Origin of the sequence: Streptomyces sp. NRRL B-1140 (genome assembly GCF_001280065.1) — a bacterium.
Classification (GTDB): Bacteria; Actinomycetota; Actinomycetes; order Streptomycetales; family Streptomycetaceae; genus Streptomyces.
Genome location: NZ_LGEA01000099.1, coordinates 137,877 through 159,373, shown reverse-complemented (window position 1 = coordinate 159,373; position 21,497 = coordinate 137,877). Strand labels below are relative to the sequence as shown.

Annotated in this window: 21 protein-coding genes and 1 tRNA gene; 12 read left to right on the top strand and 10 right to left on the bottom strand. The window is 72.0% G+C overall.

Annotated features, from left to right (window positions below):
- Positions 1-8 precede the first annotated feature (8 nt).
- Positions 9-1,196 carry a thiolase family protein gene (locus tag ADK65_RS19545; protein WP_053671591.1) on the top strand — a complete coding sequence of 396 codons (1,188 nt, stop codon included), beginning with the start codon at positions 9-11 and terminating at the stop codon, positions 1,194-1,196.
- A gap of 73 nt (positions 1,197-1,269) precedes the next feature.
- On the top strand, positions 1,270-2,043 hold the full coding sequence (locus ADK65_RS19540) for a sulfite exporter TauE/SafE family protein (RefSeq protein WP_053671590.1): 774 nt from the start codon (positions 1,270-1,272) through the stop codon (positions 2,041-2,043).
- On the opposite strand, the gene ADK65_RS19535 is transcribed toward ADK65_RS19540, so the two are convergent.
- Positions 2,029-2,829 carry an HAD-IIA family hydrolase gene (locus ADK65_RS19535; RefSeq protein WP_053671589.1) on the bottom strand — a complete coding sequence of 267 codons (801 nt, stop codon included), beginning with the start codon at positions 2,827-2,829 and terminating at the stop codon, positions 2,029-2,031. The genes ADK65_RS19540 and ADK65_RS19535 overlap by 15 nt on opposite strands.
- An 86-nt stretch (positions 2,830-2,915) precedes the next feature.
- Between ADK65_RS19535 and ADK65_RS19530 the strand changes: the two genes are divergently transcribed.
- Entirely contained in the window at positions 2,916-3,767 is an 852-nt protein-coding gene (locus ADK65_RS19530) for a cobalt-precorrin-6A reductase (protein ID WP_078956055.1), read from the top strand.
- On the opposite strand, the gene cobF is transcribed toward ADK65_RS19530, so the two are convergent.
- A complete protein-coding gene (gene cobF, locus ADK65_RS19525) occupies positions 3,727-4,497 on the bottom strand; it encodes a precorrin-6A synthase (deacetylating) (RefSeq protein WP_199825665.1) in 771 nt (256 codons plus the stop codon). The genes ADK65_RS19530 and cobF overlap by 41 nt on opposite strands.
- A gap of 48 nt (positions 4,498-4,545) precedes the next feature.
- Positions 4,546-5,106 (bottom strand): DUF309 domain-containing protein, encoded by a 561-nt coding sequence (locus ADK65_RS19520; protein WP_053671587.1) that lies wholly within the window; start codon positions 5,104-5,106, stop codon positions 4,546-4,548.
- A 98-nt stretch (positions 5,107-5,204) separates the two neighbouring features.
- On the opposite strand from ADK65_RS19520, the gene ADK65_RS19515 reads away from it, so the two are divergent.
- The 3 genes from ADK65_RS19515 (at position 5,205) to ADK65_RS19505 (ending at position 7,288) form a co-directional block, all read left to right on the top strand.
- Positions 5,205-5,278 (top strand) — tRNA-Pro (locus ADK65_RS19515).
- 146 nt (positions 5,279-5,424) lie between these two features.
- Positions 5,425-6,408, top strand: coding sequence for an aldo/keto reductase (locus ADK65_RS19510; protein ID WP_053671586.1), 984 nt, complete (start codon positions 5,425-5,427; stop codon positions 6,406-6,408).
- A gap of 55 nt (positions 6,409-6,463) precedes the next feature.
- Positions 6,464-7,288, top strand: coding sequence for a DUF427 domain-containing protein (locus ADK65_RS19505; RefSeq protein ID WP_053671585.1), 825 nt, complete (start codon positions 6,464-6,466; stop codon positions 7,286-7,288).
- Positions 7,289-7,313: 25 nt separating this feature from the next.
- On the opposite strand, the gene ADK65_RS19500 is transcribed toward ADK65_RS19505, so the two are convergent.
- Genes ADK65_RS19500 through iolC form a run of 6 tightly spaced genes read right to left on the bottom strand, consistent with a single transcriptional unit; the run spans position 7,314 to position 14,301 of the window.
- On the bottom strand, positions 7,314-8,099 hold the full coding sequence (locus ADK65_RS19500) for a GntR family transcriptional regulator (RefSeq protein ID WP_053671584.1): 786 nt from the start codon (positions 8,097-8,099) through the stop codon (positions 7,314-7,316).
- A gap of 21 nt (positions 8,100-8,120) precedes the next feature.
- Positions 8,121-9,614, bottom strand: coding sequence for a CoA-acylating methylmalonate-semialdehyde dehydrogenase (locus tag ADK65_RS19495; protein ID WP_053671629.1), 1,494 nt, complete (start codon positions 9,612-9,614; stop codon positions 8,121-8,123).
- A 42-nt stretch (positions 9,615-9,656) separates the two neighbouring features.
- Positions 9,657-11,528, bottom strand: coding sequence for a 3D-(3,5/4)-trihydroxycyclohexane-1,2-dione acylhydrolase (decyclizing) (gene iolD, locus ADK65_RS19490; RefSeq protein ID WP_053671583.1), 1,872 nt, complete (start codon positions 11,526-11,528; stop codon positions 9,657-9,659).
- Positions 11,525-12,418 carry a 5-deoxy-glucuronate isomerase gene (gene iolB / locus ADK65_RS19485; protein ID WP_053671582.1) on the bottom strand — a complete coding sequence of 298 codons (894 nt, stop codon included), beginning with the start codon at positions 12,416-12,418 and terminating at the stop codon, positions 11,525-11,527. Before iolB ends, iolD begins: the two co-directional genes overlap by 4 nt.
- Before the next feature lie 13 nt (positions 12,419-12,431).
- Positions 12,432-13,310, bottom strand: a complete 879-nt coding sequence (locus ADK65_RS19480) for a Cgl0159 family (beta/alpha)8-fold protein (RefSeq protein WP_053671581.1) — start codon at positions 13,308-13,310, stop codon at positions 12,432-12,434.
- A gap of 13 nt (positions 13,311-13,323) precedes the next feature.
- Positions 13,324-14,301 (bottom strand): 5-dehydro-2-deoxygluconokinase, encoded by a 978-nt coding sequence (gene iolC / locus ADK65_RS19475; RefSeq protein ID WP_053671580.1) that lies wholly within the window; start codon positions 14,299-14,301, stop codon positions 13,324-13,326.
- 320 nt (positions 14,302-14,621) lie between these two features.
- Between iolC and ADK65_RS19470 the strand changes: the two genes are divergently transcribed.
- The 6 genes from ADK65_RS19470 to ADK65_RS19445 all read left to right on the top strand — a co-directional run bounded on the left by ADK65_RS19470 (position 14,622) and on the right by ADK65_RS19445 (position 20,253).
- Positions 14,622-15,641 carry a sugar ABC transporter substrate-binding protein gene (locus ADK65_RS19470; RefSeq protein WP_053671579.1) on the top strand — a complete coding sequence of 340 codons (1,020 nt, stop codon included), beginning with the start codon at positions 14,622-14,624 and terminating at the stop codon, positions 15,639-15,641.
- Entirely contained in the window at positions 15,641-16,717 is a 1,077-nt protein-coding gene (locus tag ADK65_RS19465; RefSeq protein ID WP_053671578.1) for an ABC transporter permease, read from the top strand. The genes ADK65_RS19470 and ADK65_RS19465 overlap by 1 nt, the downstream gene beginning before the upstream one ends.
- Before the next feature lie 5 nt (positions 16,718-16,722).
- On the top strand, positions 16,723-17,634 hold the full coding sequence (locus ADK65_RS19460) for an ATP-binding cassette domain-containing protein (protein ID WP_053671577.1): 912 nt from the start codon (positions 16,723-16,725) through the stop codon (positions 17,632-17,634).
- Position 17,635: 1 nt separating this feature from the next.
- Entirely contained in the window at positions 17,636-18,538 is a 903-nt protein-coding gene (locus ADK65_RS19455) for a sugar phosphate isomerase/epimerase family protein (protein WP_053671576.1), read from the top strand.
- 18 nt (positions 18,539-18,556) lie between these two features.
- A complete protein-coding gene (locus ADK65_RS19450; protein WP_053671575.1) occupies positions 18,557-19,576 on the top strand; it encodes a Gfo/Idh/MocA family protein in 1,020 nt (339 codons plus the stop codon).
- A 71-nt stretch (positions 19,577-19,647) separates the two neighbouring features.
- Positions 19,648-20,253: a GOLPH3/VPS74 family protein gene (locus ADK65_RS19445; RefSeq protein WP_053671574.1), complete on the top strand. Its 606-nt coding sequence runs from the start codon at positions 19,648-19,650 to the stop codon at positions 20,251-20,253.
- A gap of 153 nt (positions 20,254-20,406) precedes the next feature.
- Here ADK65_RS19445 and ADK65_RS19440 read toward each other — a convergent pair whose 3' ends face one another.
- Positions 20,407-21,411: a Gfo/Idh/MocA family oxidoreductase gene (locus tag ADK65_RS19440; RefSeq protein ID WP_053671573.1), complete on the bottom strand. Its 1,005-nt coding sequence runs from the start codon at positions 21,409-21,411 to the stop codon at positions 20,407-20,409.
- Positions 21,412-21,497 lie beyond the last annotated feature (86 nt).

Here is a 21,497-nt window from a genome sequence, read left to right as displayed (position 1 = left end):
AGCCCTTCGTGCGTCCCGTCCACTTCGCGGCCGCCCGCCGCACCCCCATCGGCAAGCTGAGGGGATCCCTCTCCTCGGTCCGCCCCGACGACCTCGCCGCGACCGTGGTCCGCGCCCTGGTCACCGGCGTGCCCGCGCTGGACCCGGCACGGATCGACGACGTCTACTGGGGCGCCGCCAATCAGGCGGGCGAGGACAACCGCAACGTCGCCCGCATGGCCGCGCTGCTCGCCGGTCTCCCCGATTCCGTGCCCGGCGCCACCGTCAACCGGCTCTGCGCGTCGGGTCTGGAAGCCGTCACCACGGCTGCCCGCACCATCGCCGCGGGCGAGGCCGACATCGTGGTCGCGGGCGGCTCCGAGTCGATGAGCCGCGCCCCCTTCGTCCTGCCCCGCCCCGACGAGGCCCTGCCGCACCGTATGGAAACCGCCGACACCCGCCTCGGCTGGCGCCTGGTCAACCCCGTCATGCGCGAGCTGCACGGCCTGCTGGCCATGGGCGAGACCGCCGAGGAGGTCGCCGCACGGTACGGCATCACGCGCGAACGCCAGGACGCCTTCGCCCTGCGCAGCCACCAGCTCGCCGCCCTGGCCCGCAAGAACGGCCACTTCGACGACGAGCTCCTCCCCGTGGAACGCCCCGACGGGGTGGTCGTCGACACCGACGAATGCGTCCGCGAGGACACCTCGGCCGAGAAGCTGTCCCGGCTCAAGCCGGTCTTCCGCGACGGCGGCACGGTCACCGCGGGCAACGCCTCGCCGATGAACGACGGCGCCGCCGGTCTCCTCCTCGTCAGCGAGGACGCCCTGAACGAGCTGGGGCTGGAGTCCCTCGGCCGCTACGTCGCCGGCGCCTCCGCCGGAGTCCACCCCGACGTCATGGGCATCGGCCCCGTCCCCGCCACCCGCAAGGTGCTCGCCCGCGCGCGCTGGAGCGTCGGCGACCTCCAGGAGGCCGAGTTCAACGAGGCCTTCGCCGCCCAGGCCCTCGCCTGCGTCGACCAGCTCGGCATCGACGCGGAGCTGGTCAACCCGAGCGGCGGCGCCATCGCGCTGGGCCACCCCCTGGGCTGCTCCGGAGCACGCATCCTGACGACGCTGCTGCACCGGATGCGGCGTACGGGCGCGGGGCGGGGACTGGCCACGATGTGCGTCGGGGTGGGCCAGGGGAGCGCGGTCCTCGTCGAGCGGCCCTGACGGCCCCGGCCCGGCCCACCAGGCGAGACAGCGCTTACAGCACCGGTTCGTTGCACATAGCATCGGTGTTCGCATGAACACCATGACGCTCTGGCACATCACCGGCTGGGAGTTCGCCGCCCTCGCCTTCGCGGCCCTGCTCGTCGGTTTCTCGAAGACCGCCGTGAGCGGGGCCAACACGGTCAGCCTCGCCGTCTTCGCGGCGGTGCTCCCCGCTCGCGCCTCCACCGGCGTACTGCTGCCCATCCTGATCGCCGGCGACCTCCTGGCCGTCGCCACCTACCGGCGGCACGCCCACTGGCCCACGCTGTGGCGGCTGTTCCCCGCGGTCGCCGCCGGCGTGGTCGTTGGCACGGTGTTCCTCCTGTGGGCCGACGACTCGATCGTACGGACCTCGATCGGCGCGATCCTGCTGCTGATGGCGGCGGTCACGGTCTGGCGCCGGCGCACGGCCGACAGGGAGGAGGAACCCGACTCGGTCACCACTCGCTCGGGCCGCCTCAAGGCCCGCTCCTACGGTGTCCTCGGCGGCTTCACCACCATGGTGGCCAACGCGGGCGGGCCGGTGATGTCGATGTACCTGCTCTCCGCGGGCTTCCGCAAGCTCGGCTTCCTCGGCACCTCGGCCTTCTTCTTCCTGATCGTCAACGTCTCCAAGCTGCCCTTCAGCGCGGGCCTCGGCCTCATCGACGGCCGCTCGCTCCTGCTCGACCTGGCGCTCGTGGTGTTCGTCGTCCCCGGGGCGCTGTTCGGCAAGTGGGCCGTGCACCGCATCAACCAGCGGCTGTTCGAGCAGCTCGTCATCGCGGCGACGATCGTGGGCGGTCTGCAGCTACTGCTGCGCTGACTCCGGCAGCAGCGCGGGGAGGTCCGCGAAGGAGCCGATCACGTGGTCGGGAGTGCCGTCGGCGGCCCGCAGGGTCTCCTCTTGGAACTTCCCCGTCCGCACGAGCACCCCGGTGACCCCGGCCCGCTGCGCCGCCAGCACGTCGGACTCGACGTCGTCGCCGACCATCACCGCCTCGTCCGCGCCGACGCCCAGCCGGGTGAGCGCCGCGTCGAAGAACGCCCGCGCCGGCTTGCCGGTGATCTCGGCCTCCACCCGCGCCGCCCGCTCCAGCCCGGCCAGGAACGCCCCGGAGTCCAGCCGCAGCCCCTCGGCGGTACGCCAGTACAGGTTGCGGTGCATCGCGACCAGCCGGGCCCCGCGCTGCAGATGCCCGAAGGCACGATCGAGCGCCGCGTAGCCGAACTCGGGGCCGGCACCGCCGACCAGCACGACATCCGGCACGCTGCCGGTGTCGCTCGCCTCGACGACGGTGACACCGTCCAGGTCCTCCGCGATGTCGCCGCTGTTCAGCAGCGCGCACCGGGCACCGGGACAGTGCTCGGCGAGGTACGCGGCGGTGGCGGCGGGCGCGGTCAGGATGTCCTCGGCGGACACGGGAAACCCCGCCTCCGCCAGCGTCCCGGCGATCGAAGCGCGGGTACGGGAGGTGGTGTTGGTGACCAGCAGGACGCCGAACCCGGCCTCCCGGATCTCCCGCAACGCCTCGACGGCCCCGGGCAACGGCCGCCACGAGACGGTGAGCACCCCGTCGATGTCCACGAGCACGGCACGCACGGACCTCATGCCAGGACGATATCCACCGGGGGCCGTGCTCGCCGGTCGGCACCCGCTCCACCCCGGGAGGAACCGGACCTCGTACGCTCGGCCTCGTGTCCCCTCACGTCCTGATCCTCGGCGGAACGACCGAGGCCCGTGCCCTGGCGACGGCCCTGTCCAGCCGCCCCGGCGTCCGCGTCACCACCTCCCTGGCGGGGCGCGTCGCCCAGCCGGGCGCACTCGACGGGGAGGTGCGCGTCGGGGGCTTCGGCGGGGCCCGGGGACTGGCCGGATGGCTGCGGGAGGAGGGCGTGGACGCCCTCGTCGACGCCACCCACCCCTTCGCCGAGTCGATCACCGCCAACGCCGCCCGTGCCGCCACCGAGACCGGCGTCACCGCCGTGGTGCTCCGCCGCCCCGGATGGCGGCCCGGCCCCGGGGACCACTGGCACCCGGTCCCCACCCTGGACGCCGCCGCGGACCTGCTCCCGCGCCTCGGCCGCCGGGTGTTCCTCACCACCGGGCGCCTCGGCCTGGCCTCCTTCGCCCACCTGACGCGCCTCCACTTCGTCGCGCGCTCGGTGGACCCCCCCGAGCCGCCGCTGCCCCCCGGCACCCACGTGCTGCTCGCACGCGGCCCCTTCACGGTTCCCGGCGAGACCGCCCTGCTGCGTGAGCACCGCATCGACGTCCTGGTCACCAAGGACAGCGGAGGAGCGGCCACGGCGGCCAAACTGACCGCCGCCCGGGACCTCGGGCTGCCGGTCGTGGTCGTACGGCGGCCGCCGCTGCCGGACGGCGTGACGGCCGTGCCCGACGTGGAGGGCGTGCTGGACCGATTGGGGCTCGGGCCGGGCCCGGGTGGGCTGCGTGCCCAGGCCGCAACGTCCGCACGGGTGACCGGTGACGGGCCCGCCGGTCCCGTCAGTCGCGGGGACGCCGGCGCAGCAGGTACGTGTCCATGATCCAGCCCTTGCGCTCACGGGCCTCCGCCCGCAACCGCTCGATGCGGGGCCCCGCCTCGGAGATCGGGCCGGAGACGAGAAGCTCGTCCGGGGTGCCGATGTAGGCGCCCCAGTAGATGTCGACGTCCTCCTGTGCGTACTGCCGGAAGGTCTGATGGGCGTCGAGCATGACCACCACGTCGTCCACGCCCTCCGGGAAGCCCTCCGCCAGGCGCCGGCCGGTGGTGATCTGCACCGGCCGGGCGACGCGGTTGAGGCCCGTGCGGTGCCGGGCGACGAGCGCCGAGACGCTGCTGATGCCGGGCACGACGTCGTACTCGAACGCCACGGCGCCCCGCTCCAGCACCTCCTCCAGGATCCCCAGCGTGCTGTCGTACAGCGACGGGTCCCCCCACACCAGGAACGCGCCGGTCTGCTCCTCGCCGAGCTCCTCGGCGATCAGCCGCTCGTAGATGTCGGCGCGGGCGCTGCGCCAGTCCCCGACGGCGGGGGAGTAGGCCGCGCCGCCGGCGCTCCGGTCCCGCTCCGGGTCACGCGCCTCGACGACGCGGTACGTCCCCTCGGGCACGTGTGCGTCGAGCATGTCCCGGCGGAGCCCGGTGAGGTCCGCCTTCACCTCGCCCTTCTCCAGGATGAAGAACACGTCCGTGTTCCGCAGCGCCCTGACCGCCTGCAGGGTGAGCTGGTCGGGGTCGCCCGCGCCGATACCGATGACATGAATCTTTCGCACGCCCCGAGTCTGCCGCACGGGTTCGACGGCCTGATCACGGGCCCGGGTTCAGCCCTCCCCGTGCGCGGGCCGGCTCCCGGCCGCCCCACCCCGCAGCCGCGGCGCCCGCGCCCCCGCGTCCACCGCCCGGCCGTCCCGTTCCACCTCCCCGGCCAGCTCCCGTGCCCACGCGGCCACGCCTGCGACGTCGATCCCGTGCGGCAGGGCCTGCCCGGCCGCGGACACCCAGGCCTCGGCCGCTCCCGCTCCGCGGCGCAGGAGCCGGGCTCCGCCGGTCAGATTCCCCCGGGCGGTGTGCGTGAGCCCCACGGCGAGCTGGGCGAGCCCGCGCCACAGCTCGCGCTCCCGGTCGGGCCCCGACTTCCAGGCGTCCTCGAAGACCTCGTGCGCGTGGAACGGCTTTCCCTCGTCCAGCAGCCGCTGTGCCTCCTCGACGGTCTCCCCGGGGGTACGGACGACGCCCTCGGGCTGCCGGGGCACACCGTCCGCGCCGTACGGCAGCGGCCGCCCGAGCCCGTCCCGGGGCCGGGCGTTGCGCGCCCGCCCCTCGTCGTCGCGGTCCCGTGCGCCGCCCGGCCGGTCCGAGCCGGTCTCTCCTGTGCTGCCCATGGACCGATTGTCCCGCCCGGCCCGTTTTCGGCGCGGCCCGGGGTGTGGGGTAAGGTGCTGTTCGCGCGATCACGCGGCTCACCGCGGGTGGCGCGCACCGGGACGTGGCGCAGCTTGGTAGCGCACTTGACTGGGGGTCAAGGGGTCGCAGGTTCAAATCCTGTCGTCCCGACGGTGCGAAGGGTCCCGCAGGCCGATGCCTGCGGGACCCTTTCGTTGTGCGCACGAGTGGTGCGCAGGCCCTTGACCTCTAGAGCACTCCAAGATGAAGACTCCCCCGCGTGCCCGAGACCCGGAGCACCGGAGGGAGCGACACCCGTGAAGTACCGCACGATCGGCACGAACCCCACGACCCGCCGCGAGGTGAGTGTCCTCGCGCTCGGCGCGATGCTGTTCGGCTCGGTGACGGACGAGGCGACGTCCTTCGCCGTACTCGACCGCTACGTCGAAGCCGGCGGGAATTTCATCGACACGTCCGACAACTACGCCTTCTGGACCGACGGTGGTCAGGGCGGTCAGAGTGAGGAACTCCTCGGCCGCTGGCGGCGCAGCCGCGGCATAGCCGACGAGATCGTCATCGCGACCAAGCTCGGCGCCCGCCCCCTGGCCCCCGGCACCGGCTACGTCGACAACCCCGAGGGCCTGTCCGCGAAGGTGATCCGCGAAGCCGCCGAACGCAGCCGCGAGCGGCTCGGCCTCGCCAAAGTCGACCTGCTGTACGCGCACATAGAGGACCACACCGTCGAGCCGCGGGAGACCGTCGAGGCCTTCGGCGCCCTGGTCGCCGAGGGCACCGTCGGACTGCTCGGCGTGAGCAACCACGCCACCTGGCGCGTGGAACGGGCCCGGGCCCTCGCCGCAGCGGCCGGACTTCCCGGCTACGAGGTCCTCCAGTACGCCCACACCCATCTGCGCCCCCGCGCCGACGTTCCCGACGGCCTGTTTCCCGACGGCAGCCTCGGCTACGCGGGCCCCGACCTGCTCGGCTACCTGAGGGCCGAGCCCGGCCTGACCCTGGTCGCGTACTCGCCGCTGCTCAGGGGCGCCTACACCCGCCCCGACCGCATGCCCGCCGAGTTCGACCACCCCGGCACCCCGGCCCGGCTCGCGGTGCTGCGGGACGTGGCCCGGGAGACCGGCGCGACCGTCAACCAGGTCGTGCTGGCCTGGCAGATCGGCGGCGACCTGCCCGTCGTGCCGCTGGCCGGGGTCTCCTCGGTCGCCCAGCTCGAGGAGAACCTGGCCGCCGTCGACCTCGAGCTGACCCCGGAGCAGCGCGCCCGGCTGGACGCCGTGCACTGACATCGTGGGACCGTGGAGGGGAACGGCATCCGGACCTCCGGAAGGAGCACCGGCCATGACCACCCACCCGGCCCACCCCGCCGACCGCTCGATCAGGACCACCCCGGAAGGCCTCATGTGGGAGCCCAGTGAGCGCTGGGTGCGCGGCCGCAAGGGCGACGTCACCGTCGTCGACAGCCGGCACCCGGTGCTCGTCTGGGAGCCCCACCTGCCCGTGCCGCAGTACGCCTTCCCCGAGGCGGACGTCCGCACCGACCTGCTCCGCCCGGCCGCGAGCCCGCCCCTGGGCACCCACACCGGCTCCCGGGTCTTCTACGACCTCGACGCCGACGGCGAGGTGCGCGAGAACGCGGCCTGGACGTTCCCCGCCGACGACCTGGCCGGCCACATCGCCTTCGAATGGTTCCTGCGCAAGGACACCGGCCTCGACCACTGGTACGAGGAGGACGAGGAGATCTTCGTCCACCCCCGCGACCCGCACAAACGCGTCGACGCGCTGCCGAGCAGCCGGCACGTGCGGGTCGAGATCGACGGGCAGGCGGTCGCGGACAGCCGCGCCCCCGTCCTGCTCTTCGAGACGTCCCTGCCCACCCGGTACTACCTCCCCCGAGAGGACGTCCGCCTCGACCTGTTCGACGCCACCGACCACCACACCGCATGCCCCTACAAGGGCACCGCCTCCTACTGGTCCTGGCGCGGTGAGGCCGACGTGCCGCCCAACCTCGTGTGGACCTATCCCGAGCCGCTGCCCGCGGTGACGGCGATCCGGGGCCGCGTCGCCTTCTTCAACGAGGTCGTCGACATCACGCTGGACGGCGAGCGCCTGGAGCGGCCCGACACACCGTTCAGCCGGATGCTGCGGCAGCGGAGCCGCTCGTGAAGCCTTCGAGGGGGCGGGCCACCGTTCACGGCCGCACCAGCAACTGGAAGTCGAACGAATAGTGCGAGGCCCGGTAGACGTGCGCTCCGTACTCGACGGCGCGCCCCGTGTCGTCGTACGCCGTGCGCCGCATGGTGAGCAGCGCCGCCCCCTCCTCCTCGTCCAGGCGGGACGCCTCGTCCGCCGTGGCCGCGCGGGCCCCGACGGTCTGGCGGGCGCTGTGCAGGGTGATGCCCGCCGAACGCATCACGCGGTACAGGCCGGTCGACTCCAGGCGCGCGCTGTCGAGGTCCAGCAGGGACGCGGGAAGGTGGTTGCGCAGCAGCGCCACCGGCCGGCCGTGGGTGCGGCGCAGCCGGTCCAGGACGGTCACCTCGGCCCCCTCCGGCACACCGAGGGCGGCGGCCACGTCGCAGGCGGCCGGGACGACCTCGTTGCGCACGACCTCGGTGGTCGGCCCCTGCCCGGCCGCCTCCAAGTCGTCGTAGAGGCTGCTCAGTTCCAGCGGGCGCCTGACCTGGCTGTGCACCACCTGCGTGCCCACGCCGCGCCGCCGGACCAGCAGCCCCTTGTCGACGAGGGACTGGATGGCCTGGCGGACGGTGGGACGGGACAGGCCGAGGCGGACCGACAGGTCCACCTCGTTGCCCAGGAGGTTCCCCGGGGCGAGGACCCCGCGTTCGATCGCCGCCTCCAGCTGCTGCGCGAGCTGGTGGTAGAGCGGTACGGGGCTGCTCCGGTCCAGGGCGAAGTCCAGCGCGCCGAGCACCGGAGCGGCCGTGGTGCGGGACCGGTCACCGGACTTCGCCATGGATGAACCCCCTTACGGGTGTCAGGAGTTGCTCGGGAAGCCGAGATTGATGCCGCTATCGGACGGGTCGGGCCAGCGGGTGGTGATGACCTTGCCCTGGGTGTAGAAGGCGATGCCGTCGTTGCCGTAGACGTGCAGGTCGCCGAAGAGGGAGTCCTTCCAGCCGCCGAAGGAGTGGTAGCCGACGGGGACCGGGATCGGCACGTTGACGCCGACCATGCCCGCCTTGACCTCCAGCTGGAAGCGGCGGGCCGCGCCGCCGTCCCGGGTGAAGATCGCCGTGCCGTTGCCCCAGCGCGAGGAGTTGATCAGCTGGATGGCCTCCTCGTACGTCTCCGTACGGACGACCGCCAGCACAGGGCCGAAGATCTCGTCCCGGTACGCGTCCGCCGTCAGCGGCACCCGGTCCAGCAGGGAGACGCCGAGGAAGAAGCCGTTCTCGTGGCCGTCGACCGAGAAGCCCGTGCCGTCCACGACGACCTCGGCGCCCTGCTCGGCTGCCGACGCCACGTACGACGCCACCTTGTCGCGGTGCTCGCGGGTGATGAGCGGGCCCATCTCGGACGCCGGGTCGTCACCGGGGCCGATCCTCAGCTTCTTCGCGCGCTCGGCGATCTTGCCGACCAGCTCGTCACCGATGTCACCGACGGCCACGACCACCGACACGGCCATGCAGCGCTCGCCCGCCGAGCCGTACGCGGCGTTGATCGCCTGGTCGGCGGCGAGTTCCAGGTCGGCGTCCGGCAGTACGAGCATGTGGTTCTTGGCACCGCCGAGCGCCTGCACCCGCTTGCCGTGCTCGACGGCCTTGAGCTGGATGTACTTGGCGATGGGCGTCGAGCCGACGAAGGACACCGCCTCGATGTCCGGGTGCTCCAGGATCCGGTCCACGGCCGTCTTGTCGCCCTGCACGATGTTCAGGACGCCCTCCGGCAGACCCGCCTCGGCGGCCAGCTCGGCCAGCCTGAGGGACGCCGACGGGTCCTTCTCCGACGGCTTCAGCACGAACGTGTTGCCGCAGGCGATCGCCAGCGGGAACATCCACATCGGCACCATCGCCGGGAAGTTGAACGGAGTGATGCCCGCGACCACGCCCAGCGGCTGGCGGATCGAGGCCACGTCCACCCGGGTGGAGACCTGGGTGGACAGCTCGCCCTTGAGCTGGACGGAGATCCCGCACGCCAGCTCCACGATCTCCATGCCGCGCGCGACCTCGCCGAGCGCGTCGGAGTGCACCTTGCCGTGCTCGGCGGTGATCAGCTCCGCGATCTCGTCCCGGTGCGCGTCCAGCAGTTCGCGGTACTTGAACAGGATCGCCGTGCGCTTGGCCAGGGAGGACTCGCCCCAGCTCTCGAAGGCGGCCTTGGCGGAGGCGACCGCGGCGTCGACCTCCTCGACGGACGCGAAGGCGACCTGCTTCTCCTGGGCGCCGGTCGCCGGGTTGTAGACGGGGCCGAACCGGCCGGAGGTGCCCTCGACGGGCTTGCCGTCGATCCAGTGGGTGAGGGTCTTCATGGTGCGCAAGCGCCTTTCGTGGAGCCTTGGTTCAGGGAGAGTTCAGAGGTGACGGCGACGGTCGGCGACCTGCCGGTCGTAGCGCTCGCGGGCCTCGACGGCCGCCTCGCGGGTGGCGGTCTCGGCCACCGGCACGTCCCACCAGGCCTCGGCCGGGGGAGCGGTGGCCGCCGGATCGGTCTCGACGTACACACAGGTCGGCCGGTCGGAGGCGCGGGCCGCGGCGAGCGCCTCGCGCAGCTCGCGCACCGTCTTGGCGCGCAGTACGTCCATGCCGAGGCTGGCCGCGTTGGCTGCCAGGTCGACGGGCAGCGGGGCACCGGTGAAGGTGCCGTCGGCGGCCCGGAAGCGGTAGGCGGTGCCGAAGCGCTCGCCGCCCGTCTCCTGCGACAGACCGCCGATGGAGGCGTAACCGTGGTTCTGGATCAGGACGATGTTGAGGGGCAGGCCCTCCTGGACGGCGGTGACGATCTCCGTCGGCATCATCAGGTAGGTGCCGTCGCCGACGAGCGCCCACACCGGCGTGCCCGGGGCCGCCTGCTGGACGCCGATGCCGGCCGGGATCTCGTAGCCCATGCAGGAGTAGCCGTACTCCAGGTGGTACTGGCGGGGGCTGCGCGAGCGCCACAGTTTGTGCAGGTCGCCGGGGAGCGAGCCGGCCGCGTTGATCACCACGTCGTCGTCGCCGACGGTCGCGTCCAGCGCGCCGAGCACCTGCGTCTGGGTGGGGACGGCGTGGTCGTCGGCGGCGCGGTAGGCGGCCTCGACGACCTCGTCCCAGCGCTCCTTGCCGGCGCGGTACTCGGCCTCGTAGGCCTCGGACACGTGGTGCCCGGCCAGCTCCTCGGCGAGCTTCTCCAGGCCGGACCGCGCGTCGCACACCAGGGTCCGCGCGGCCAGCTTGTGCGCGTCGAAGCCGGTGATGTTGAGGTTGAGGAACCGCACGTCCGGGTTCCGGAACAGGGTGCCCGAGGCGGTGGTGAAGTCGGTGTAGCGGGTGCCGACGCCGATCACGAGGTCGGCGGTGCGGGCGAGTTCGTCGCTGACCGCGGTGCCGGTGTGCCCGATGCCGCCGAGGTCGGCGGGGTGGTCGTGGCGCAGCGAGCCCTTGCCGGCCTGGGTGGAGGCGACGGGGATGCCGGTGGCCTCCACGAACGCCTTCAGCGCGTCCTCGGCCTCGCTGTGGTGGACGCCGCCGCCCGCCACGATCAGCGGCCGCCCGGCCGACCGGATCGCCTCGACGGCGGCCTTGAGCTCCACCGGGTCGGGCGCGGGGCGACGCACGTACCAGACGCGCTCGGCGAAGAACTCCTCCGGCCAGTCGTACGCCTCCGCCTGCACGTCCTGGGGCAGGGCGAGGGTGACGGCGCCGGTCTCGGCCGGGTCGGCCAGCACCCGCATCGCCTGGAGTGCCGAGGGGATCAGCGCCTCGGGGCGGTTGATCCGGTCGAAGTACCTCGACACCGGGCGCAGCGTGTCGTTGACCGACACGTCGGCCTCGACCGGGTGCTCCAGCTGCTGCAGCAGCGGGTCGGGGGCGTGCGAGGCGAAGTAGTCACCGGGCAGGAGCAGCACCGGCAGCCGGTTGATCGTCGCGAGGGCGGCGCCGGTGACCAGGTTGGTGGCGCCCGGGCCGATCGAGGTCGTCACCGCCTGCGCGGAGAGGCGGTCGAGCTGCCGGGCGTAGCCGACGGCCGCGTGCACCATGGACTGCTCGTTGCGGCCCTGGTGGTAGGGCATCACATCGGCGTACTCGACCAGCGCCTGGCCGATGCCGGCGACGTTGCCGTGGCCGAAGATGCCCCAGGTCCCGGCGATCAGCCGGCGGCGCACACCGTCCCGCTCGGTGTACTGGGCGGACAGGAACCGCACCAGGGCCTGGGCGGTCGTCAGTCGGCGGGTGGGGGCGCTCATACGGAGGTCTCCGGGGCGGTGTAGAGGGGGAGGCGGGGGTCGACCGGCTGGTCGGGCCAGGTGTCGCGGACCCAGGCGTGGTCGGGGTGGTCGCAGATCAGCCAGGCGCGCTCGGCCTCCGGGCCCGCCATGACGTTGAGGTAGTACATGTGGTGACCGGGCGTGGCCATCGACGGCCCGTGCCAGCCGTCCGGGATGAGGACGACGTCGCCGTCACGGACCTCGGCCAGCACGTCGGTGTCCCGGCCCGGGCCGGACGGGGAGACGCGCTGGTAGCCGAGGCCGGGGATGCCGTCGTGTCCGGCGAACTCGAAGTAGTAGATCTCCTCCAGCACCGACTCCTCGCCGGGCCGGTGCTCGTCGTGCTTGTGCGGCGGGAACGAGGACCAGTTGCCGCCCGGGGTGATGACCTCGACCGCGATGAGCTTGTCGCACTCGAAGACCCCGGCCGCGCCGAAGTTGTTGACCTGCCGGGAGCAGTTCCCGGTGCCCCGCAGCTCCACGGGCACCTCGGAGGCCGGGCTGTAGCGGGCGGGCAGCCGGCGGGTGCAGCGGGCGCCGGTCAGCGCGAACCGGCCGCCCGCGGCGGACGTCACGGTCGCCCGGGCATCGCGCGGCACGTACGCGAAGTCGCTGACTCCGCTGAACACATCGGCGCGGCCCTGGAGTTCGAAGGTGTCCTGGCCGAAGTCGTCCGCCGCGGCGACCGTGCAGCCGCCGCTCAGCGGGACGACGATCCACTCGCTGTCACCGGTGTCGAAGGAGTGCGCGCCGCCCGGCGGCAGCTCCAGCACGCGCAGGCCGGCGTGACCCCAGCCGGCCCTCTCGGGCGTGACGTCGACGGTGTAGGGGCCGCCGAGGGCTTTGCCGGCGGGAAGGTGGTACGTCATTGCATCCTCCGGATCAGAGCAGACCGACGGCCGTGTCGACCGCTTCCTCCACGCTGCCCCCGGCCGGGTAGAGCAGCGACCGTCCGACCACCATGCCCTGGACGGTGGGCAGCCGCAGGGCCTTGCGCCAGCGTTCGTAGGCGCCCTCCTGGTCCTCGCCCACCTCGCCGCCGAGCAGGACGACGGGCAGGGTCGAGGTCTCCAGGACCTCGGCCATGTCGTCCGGGTCGTGGGTGACGGGCAGCTTCAGCCAGGTGTAGGCGGAGGTGCCGCCCAGACCCGAGGCGATGGCGATCGACCGGGTGACGGCTTCGGCGGACAGGTCGTTGCGGACCCGGCCGTCGACCCGCCGGGATATGAACGGCTCGACGAACAGGGGGAGGCGCCGAGCCGCCATGGCGTCGATCGCCCGCGCGGTGGACTCCAGGGTGGTCAGCGAGCCCGGGTCGTCGTAGTCGACGCGGACCAGCAGCTTGCCCGCGTCGAAGCGGAGCCGGGCGAGGTCCTCGGCGCGGTGGCCGGTGAAGCGGTCGTCCATCTCGAAGGAGGCTCCGGCCAGGCCGCCGCGGTTCATGGAGCCCATGACGACCTTGTCGTCGAGGACGCCGAGGAGCAGGAGGTCCTCCAGGATGTCGGCGGTGGCGAGCACCCCGTCGACGCCGGGTCGCGACAGCGCGGTGCACAGCCGCTGCAGCAGGTCCGCGCGGTTGGCCATGGCCAGGCGCCGGTCCCCGACCCCGAGGGCACCGCGGGCCGGGTGGTCGGCGGCCACGATCATCAGGCGACCGCTGTCGCCGATCAGCGGGCGCCGCACCCGGCGGGCCGCCGCCTCGGCGACGGCCTCGGGATTGCGGGCTCTGACCGTGGTGAGGTCGGGGATGCCGATGTTCAAGGAAGGCTCCGTTTCAGTGGCTCGTGCTCGGCGACGGCACCCCGGCGAGGAGGTCGGCGACCTCCGCCTCGGTGGGCATCGCGGAGGAGCAGGCGAGGCGGGAGGCGACGAGGGCGCCGGCGGCGTTGGCGTGGCGCATGGTCCGCTCCAGGTCCCAGCCGGCGAGCAGACCGTGGCAGAGGGAGCCGCCGAAGGCGTCGCCCGCGCCGAGGCCGTTGACCACCTCGACCGGGACCGGCGGCACCTCGGCCCGGGTGCCGTCGCGGTGCACGGCCAGGACGCCCTTGGGACCCTGCTTGACGACGGCCAGCTCCACCCCCGCCTCCAGCAGCGCGTCCGCGCAGGCCTGCGGCTCCCGGACGCCGGTGGCGATCTCGCACTCGTCGAGATTGCCGACCGCGACCGTGGCGTGCCGCAGGGCCTCGCGGTAGTACGGGCGGGCCTCCTCGGGGTCGCGCCAGAACATCGGGCGCCAGTCGAGGTCGAAGACGGTGGTCCCCGACTTGTCGCGTGCCTTGAGGGCGGCGAGCGTCGCGGAGCGGCTCGGCTCCTCGCTCAGGCCGGTGCCGGTGATCCAGAAGATCCGGGCGTCGCGGACGGCGAAGAAGTCCAGCTCGTCGGTGTGGATCTCCAGGTCCGGCGCCTTGGGGCGGCGGTAGAAGTACAGCGGGAAGTCGTCCGGCGGGAAGATCTCGCAGAACGTGACCGGCGTCGGGTAGGCCCCGACCGGGGTGACCCAGCGGTCGTCGACGCCGAAGCCCTTGAGTGCCTCGTGCAGATAGGTTCCGAAGGGGTCGTCGCCGGTGCGCGTGATCACCGCCGTACGGCGTCCGAGGCGGGCGGCGGCGACCGCCACATTGGCCGCGGAACCTCCCAGGAACTTCCCGAACGTCTCCACTTTCTCCAAGGGGACGCCGGTCTGCAGGGGGTAGAGGTCGACCCCGATGCGGCCCATCGTGATCACATCGAAATACTGGGCTGGCTCGGCCATGCGCGACCTCCTCGGGAAGCTGGGGATGCGGGTCCTGGGGCGCCCTGACACGGTGGGGCGTGGCTCCACGGGACCTGCCGCCCCCAGGTGTAGGTCCCGGAGGGCGGCTCTGTCAATAGTTTGTACTTACATTCGGACCTGCTCGTGAAATGATGTCTTAACAAAGTATTGACAGCGGGCGCGGCAGGGACTTGTATCCCGTGGCATCACGACAGTCCGCTTGCGGCATCATGATCCGGACTCCGTAAGGCTCCGGGACCACGGATCCCTTCGTGATCCCTTCCTTTCCCCCGCAGTAGCACAGTGAGGTGCCAGGAAAGATGGACCGCTCTTCCCACCCCCGCTCTCGCAGGTTCGCGCCCGTCGTCGCCGTGGCCGCGGCAGCGGCCCTGACCCTCGCCGGCTGCTCCAGCAGTTCCGGAGGCAAGAAGTCCGAGGAAGGCGCCGCCGGCGCCTCGGCCGGCAAGGCGACCACGCCCCGCATGACCGTCGCCCTCGTCACCCACCAGGCGCCCGGCGACACCTTCTGGGACACCGTCCGCAAGGGCGCCGAGGCCGCGGCCGCCAAGGACAACATCAAGCTCGTCTACTCCGCCGACCCGAACGCGGGCAACCAGGCCAACCTGGTGCAGAACGCGATCGACCAGAAGGTGGACGGCATCGCCGTCACCCTCGCCAAGCCGGACGCCCTCAAGGGCGTCATAGGCAAGGCCGAGAAGTCCGGCATACCCGTCGTCGGCCTCAACTCCGGTCTGAGCGACTGGAAGAACCTCAACCTGCTGGAGTTCTTCGGCCAGGACGAGTCCGTCGCGGGCGAGGCCTTCGGCAAGAAGCTCAACGAGGTCGGTGCCAAGAAGGTCCTGTGCGTCATGCAGGAGCAGGGCAACGTCGGCCTCACCCAGCGCTGCGACGGCGTCGCGAAGACCTTCGACGGCAAGGTCGACCCGCAGAACGTCAACGGCACCGACATGCCGTCCGTGAAGTCGACGATCACGGCCAAGCTCAAGCAGGACCCGTCCATCGACTACGTCGTCACGCTCGGCGCCCCCTTCGCGCTGACCGCGGTGCAGTCGGTCTCGGACGCCGGCAGCAAGGCGAAGGTCGCCACCTTCGACCTCAACAAGGACCTGATCAAGGCCATCAAGGGCGGCGACATCCAGTTCGCCGTCGACCAGCAGCCCTACCTGCAGGGCTACCTGGCCGTCGACGGCCTGTGGCTCTACAAGAACAACGGCAACTACAGCGGCGGCGGTGAGCAGCCCGTGCTGACCGGCCCGGCCTTCGTCGACAAGTCCAACGTCGACCAGATCGGGGAGTTCGCCGCGAAGGGCACCCGGTGATGAGCATGACCCAGCAGGCTGAGCCGGCGGTGGACACACCGCCGGCCCCCGGCCAGAAGGAGACCGACGGCCGCACCCGGCAGCGCCCGCTGGCGCTGCGGCTGCTCGCCCGGCCCGAGGTCGGCGTGTTCCTCGGCGCCGTCGCCGTGCTCGTGTTCTTCCTGTTCGCGGCACCGCCGGTGCGCGACGGCAGCTCGATGGCCAACATCCTGTACTCGTCGTCGACCATCGGCATCATGGCGCTGCCCGTGGCCCTGCTGATGATCGGCGGCGAGTTCGACCTCTCCGCGGGTGTCGCCGTGGTCACCTCGGCGCTGACCGCGTCGATGCTCAGCTACCAGCTGACCCTGAACGTCTGGGTCGGCGTGATCGTCGCCCTGCTCGTGTCGCTCGCGATCGGCGCCTTCAACGGCTGGCTGCTGGTCAAGACCGGCTTGCCGAGCTTCCTGGTCACCTTGGGCACCTTCCTCATCCTCCAAGGTGTGAATCTCGCGATCACCAAGCTGGTCACGGGCAACGTCGCCACCGACGACATCAGCGACATGGACGGCTTCACCCAGGCGCAGAAGCTCTTCGCCTCGACGTTCGAGGTCGGCGGGGTCAACGTCAAGATCACCGTGGTGTGGTGGCTGGTCTTCGCGGCCCTGGCCACCTGGGTGCTGCTGCGCACCAAGTACGGCAACTGGATCTTCGCCGTCGGCGGCAACAAGCACTCCGCCCGGGCCGTCGGCGTCCCCGTGACCTTCACCAAGATCTCACTGTTCATGCTGGTCGGCTTCGGCGCCTGGTTCGTCGGCATGCACCAGCTGTTCTCCTTCAACACCGTGCAGTCCGGCGAGGGGGTGGGCCAGGAGCTCATCTACATCGCCGCTGCCGTCATCGGCGGCTGTCTGCTCACCGGTGGCTACGGCTCCGCGATCGGCACGGTCTTCGGCGCCTTCATGTTCGGCATGGTGCAGCAGGGCATCGTCTACGCCGGCTGGAACCCCGACTGGTTCAAGGCCTTCCTCGGCGTCATGCTCCTCGGCGCCGTCCTCATCAATCTGTGGGTCCAGCGCACGGCGACCCGGAGGTGACCGCGATGACCAGCGAAGAAACGGGCACCCACGGTGCCGTCCTGAAGGACACCCCGCCCGCAGGCGAGCGTCCCCTCGTCGAGCTCCGCGGCGCCGGCAAGTCCTACGGCAACGTCCGCGCCCTGCACGGCGTGAGCCTCGAGGTCCACCCCGGCAAGGTGACCTGCGTCCTCGGCGACAACGGCGCCGGCAAGTCCACCCTCATCAAGATCATCTCAGGGCTGCACCAGCACACCGAGGGCGAGTTCCTCGTCGACGGCGAACCGGTGCGCTTCACCACCCCGCGCGAGGCCCTCGACAAGGGCATCGCCACGGTCTACCAGGACCTCGCGGTCGTCCCGCTGATGCCGGTGTGGCGCAACTTCTTCCTCGGCTCCGAGATGACCAAGGGCCCCTGGCCGCTGCGCCGTCTCGACATCGAGCGGATGAAGAAGACCGCGGACGAAGAGCTGCGCAACATGGGCATCGTCCTGGACGACCTGGAGCAGCCCATCGGCACGCTCTCCGGCGGCCAGCGCCAGTGCGTCGCCATCGCCCGCGCCGTCTACTTCGGCGCCCGCGTGCTCATCCTGGACGAGCCGACCGCCGCCCTCGGCGTCAAGCAGTCCGGTGTGGTGCTGAAGTACATCGCCGCCGCCCGCGAAAAAGGCCTGGGCGTCATCTTCATCACCCACAACCCGCACCACGCCTACATGGTCGGCGACCACTTCAGCGTGCTGCGCCTCGGGACCCTGGAACTGTCCGCCTCCCGCAGCGACGTCTCCCTCGAGGAACTGACCAACCACATGGCCGGCGGCGCCGAACTGGCCTCGCTCAAGCACGAGTTGTCGCAGGTCCACGGCGTCGACGTCGACGAGCTCCCCGAAGAGGGAGACCTCACCGCCCCCGTAGCCTCCTCTTCGGAAGGAAAGTCCTGACATGGCCCTCGCGCTCGACCGCATCCGGGTCGGCTCCGCCCCCGACTCCTGGGGCGTCTGGTTCCCCGACGACCCCCGGCAGGTGCCCTGGGAACGCTTCCTCGACGAGGTCGCCGAGGCCGGCTACTCCTGGATCGAACTCGGCCCGTACGGCTACCTGCCCACCGATCCGGCCCGGCTCACCGACGAGGTGACCAAGCGGAACCTCCAGGTGTCCGCCGGCACCATCTTCTGCGGCCTGCACCGCGGCCCCGCCGAGTGGGACTCCACCTGGGAGCAGGTCAGCAACGTCGCCGCGCTCACCCAGGCCATGGACGCCAAGCACCTCGTCGTCATCCCGTCCTTCTGGCGCGACGACAAGACCGCCGAGATCCTGGAGGCGCCGGAGCTCACCACCGAGCAGTGGCGCAACCTCACCACCGGCATGGAGCGCCTCGGCCGCGAGGTGAAGGACCGTTACGGCCTGGACATCGTCGTCCACCCGCACGCCGACACCCACATCGACACCGAGGAGCACGTCGAGCGGTTCCTCGACTCGACCGACTCCGACCACGTCAACCTGTGCCTGGACACCGGGCACTACGCCTACTGCGGCGGCGACAGCGTCAAGCTGATCGAGACGTACGGCGAGCGCATCGGCTACCTGCACCTCAAGCAGGTCGACCCGGAGATCCTCGCCGAGGTCGTGAAGAACGAAATGCCGTTCGGCCCCGCGGTGGCCCGCGGTGTGATGTGCGAACCGCCCGCGGGCGTCCCCGAGCTGGGTCCGGTCCTCACGGCCGCACAGAAACTCGGCGTGGACCTGTTCGCCATCGTCGAGCAGGACATGTATCCCTGCGAGCCGGACAAGCCGCTGCCGATCGCGGTGCGAACCCGCAAGTTCCTGAGGTCCTGCGGCGCCTGACGATCCGAGAGGACGGCCATGACGGAGCGTGCCCCGCTGGGAATCGCGGTCATCGGTACCGGAAGGATGGGCGCCGACCACGTGCGCCGCATCCACGACGTCACCAGCGGAGCACGGGTGGCCGCCGTGGTGGACGTCGACGCGGAGCGCGCGAAGGCCGTCGCCGCCCGTGTCGACGGCTGCACCGCCCACACCGACCCGGCCGCCGCGATGGCCGTGCCCGGCGTCGACGCCGTCCTGATCGCCTCTCCCGGCCCGGCCCACGAAGCCACCCTCCTCGCCGCCTTCGAGCACGATCTGCCCGTCCTGTGCGAGAAGCCGCTCACCCCCGACGCGGCCTCCGCCCTGCGCGTCCTCGACGCCGAACTGCGCCTCGGCCACCGCCGGGTCCAGGTCGGCTTCATGCGCCGCTACGACCCCGAGTACGCGCAGCTGAAGGCGCTGCTGGCCACGGGCCGGCTGGGCCGCCCGCTCATGGTGCACAACCGGCACCGCAACGCCGCCAGCCCGCCCTTCTTCACCAGCTCCATGCTGATCAGCGACTCCGTCGCCCACGAGGCCGACGCGACCCGCTGGCTGCTGGGCCATGAGATCACCGCCGTCACGGTACTGCGCCCCACCCCCTCGGCCAGCGCCCCGGACGCTCTTCAGGACCCCCAGTTCGTCGTCTTCGAGACCGGCGGCGGCGCCCTCAGCGACGTCGAGATCTTCGTCAACTGCGGCTTCGGCTACCAGGTCCAGGCCGAGGTCGTCTGCGAACGCGGCACGGCCCGCATCGGCGACGGCCACGCCCTGGTCACCAACACGGCCGGCCGCTGGGGCGGCACCATCGCCCAGGACTTCACCGAACGCTTCGAGACGGCCTACGACCGGCAGATCCAGGCCTGGGTCGACGCCACCCGCCGGGGCGAGGTCACCGGCCCGAGCACCTGGGACGGCTACGCCGCGGCGGCGGTGTGCGAGGCGGGGGTCAGGGCGCTGGAGAACGGCGGCCGGGTGGAGATCGAGCTGGCGGAGAAGCCGGCGCTGTACGCGTGACGAGGGTTTCCGGACGCAGCCCCGGCCTCTCGCCGCATGTAGCGTGAACAGTGTCGTAGAGGGGAGCGGTGATGGGCACGGCACGCGACCTGATGATCGTGGCGCTGGACGGGACGACCAGCCGTCCGGTGACGCAGGGTGACCTGTCGCTCGGACTGGCCGGGGCCGAGGTCTTCGACTTCCTCGCCGTCGAAGCGGTGGCGCTGGACGACGACCGCATCGTCCCCCGCCTCACGCCGCCCCTCGACGACCCTCTGCTCGAGCAGGCCGCGTCCGGGCTCGTGCGTGACAAGCCCTACGAGACGGTCGAGGACTGGCTGTGGCGCAGGGGCCGCGGACTGGCCGAGCGGTACCTGACCGTCCTGACCGAGGAGGGACTGGTCGCACGGCCCCGCGCCTCCTGGCTCCCCTTCCGCGGCACCGCCGGGCCGGTGCCGGTCAATTCTCCCGCCCGGCAGCGCGCCAGGGACCGCCGTGCGGCCGACGAGCCGGTGCTCACCACACTCGCCGCCGCCGTCGGAGCGCGCGACGACGTGCCCGAGGACCTTGCCGTGCCCCACGGCGCCACCCAGACCGTGTTCGCCGCAGTGGTCGGCGCAGTGACGGAGCTGGACGCCGTCCGCCGGCGACGGGCCGTCGAGAACGCGGCGTTCGCCAACGTCTGGCGGGGTGCGTGAACCGTGCGTCCCGCCTGGGGCGCACGGCTGGGGTCCGCGGAACGGGGGCGTCGGCCGGACCTGTTGCCTGCCGGCTTCCACGCCTGAGCCAGGGCGGCATGACAGTGATGACGCGGCGGGGTTCCCCGGCCCGCCCGCCGCGCACACGGTGGGTCAGACCGCCCGCACCTCCTCGATCGTCACCGGCCGGTGCTCGTGCAGCGACAGCGTGCACGCGTCGGCGATCCAGCCCGCCTCCAGGGCGTCCTCGATCGTGCAGGGCGAGGGGCGGGTGCCGGCCACGACCTCGGTGAACGCGGTCAGTTCGGCGCGGTAGGCCTCGGTGAAGCGGTCCATGAAGAAGTCGTGCGGCGTGCCCGCCGGGAAGGTCACGCCCGGCTCGACCGAGCGCAGCGGCAGCTTGTCCTCCAAGCCGACCGCGATGGAGTCGTCGAAGCCGTGGATCTCCATACGGACGTCGTAACCCCGGCCGTTGTGACGGGAGTTGGAGACCACCGCGATCGTGCCGTCGTCGAGGGTGAGGATCGCGCCGGTGGTGTCGGCGTCACCGGCCTGCTTGATGTACTCGGCGCCCCGGTTGCCGCCGACGGCGTACACCTCCCGCACCTCACGGCCCGTCACCCAGCGGATGATGTCGAAGTCGTGCACCGAGCAGTCGCGGAAGATGCCCCCGGAGGCGGCGATGTACCCGGCCGGCGGGGGCGCCGGGTCCAGCGTGGTCGAGCGGACCGTGTGCAGCGTGCCCAGCTCACCGCTCTGCACGGCCGCGCGGGCGTTGACGAACCCGGTGTCGAAACGGCGGTTGTAACCGATCTGGATCGGCACGTCCCGGCCGGCCACGGCCTTGAGCACCTCGACCCCCTCGGCCATGGTCCTGGCGACGGGCTTCTCGCAGAAGACGGGGACACCGGCCTCGACACCGGCCAGGATCAGCGCCGGGTGGGCGTCCGTGGCGGCGGCGACGACGATGCCGTCCACACCGGCGGCCAGCAGCGCCTCCGGCGAGTCCACGACCTCGGCCCCGAACCGCTCGGCGGCGGCCTTGGCGGCGTCCGCGAACGGGTCGGTCAGGACGAGGGAGTCGACGGCGTCGAGTCCGGAGAGGGTCTCGGCGTGGAAGGCGCCGATACGGCCGAGGCCGAGGATTCCGATACGCATGAATTGCTCCTTGGTGTGGTGCACGCCCTCAGGGGCGCGGGGAACTGCGCGACCAGCCACGACGGCGCCGCACGCGACAGACGGAC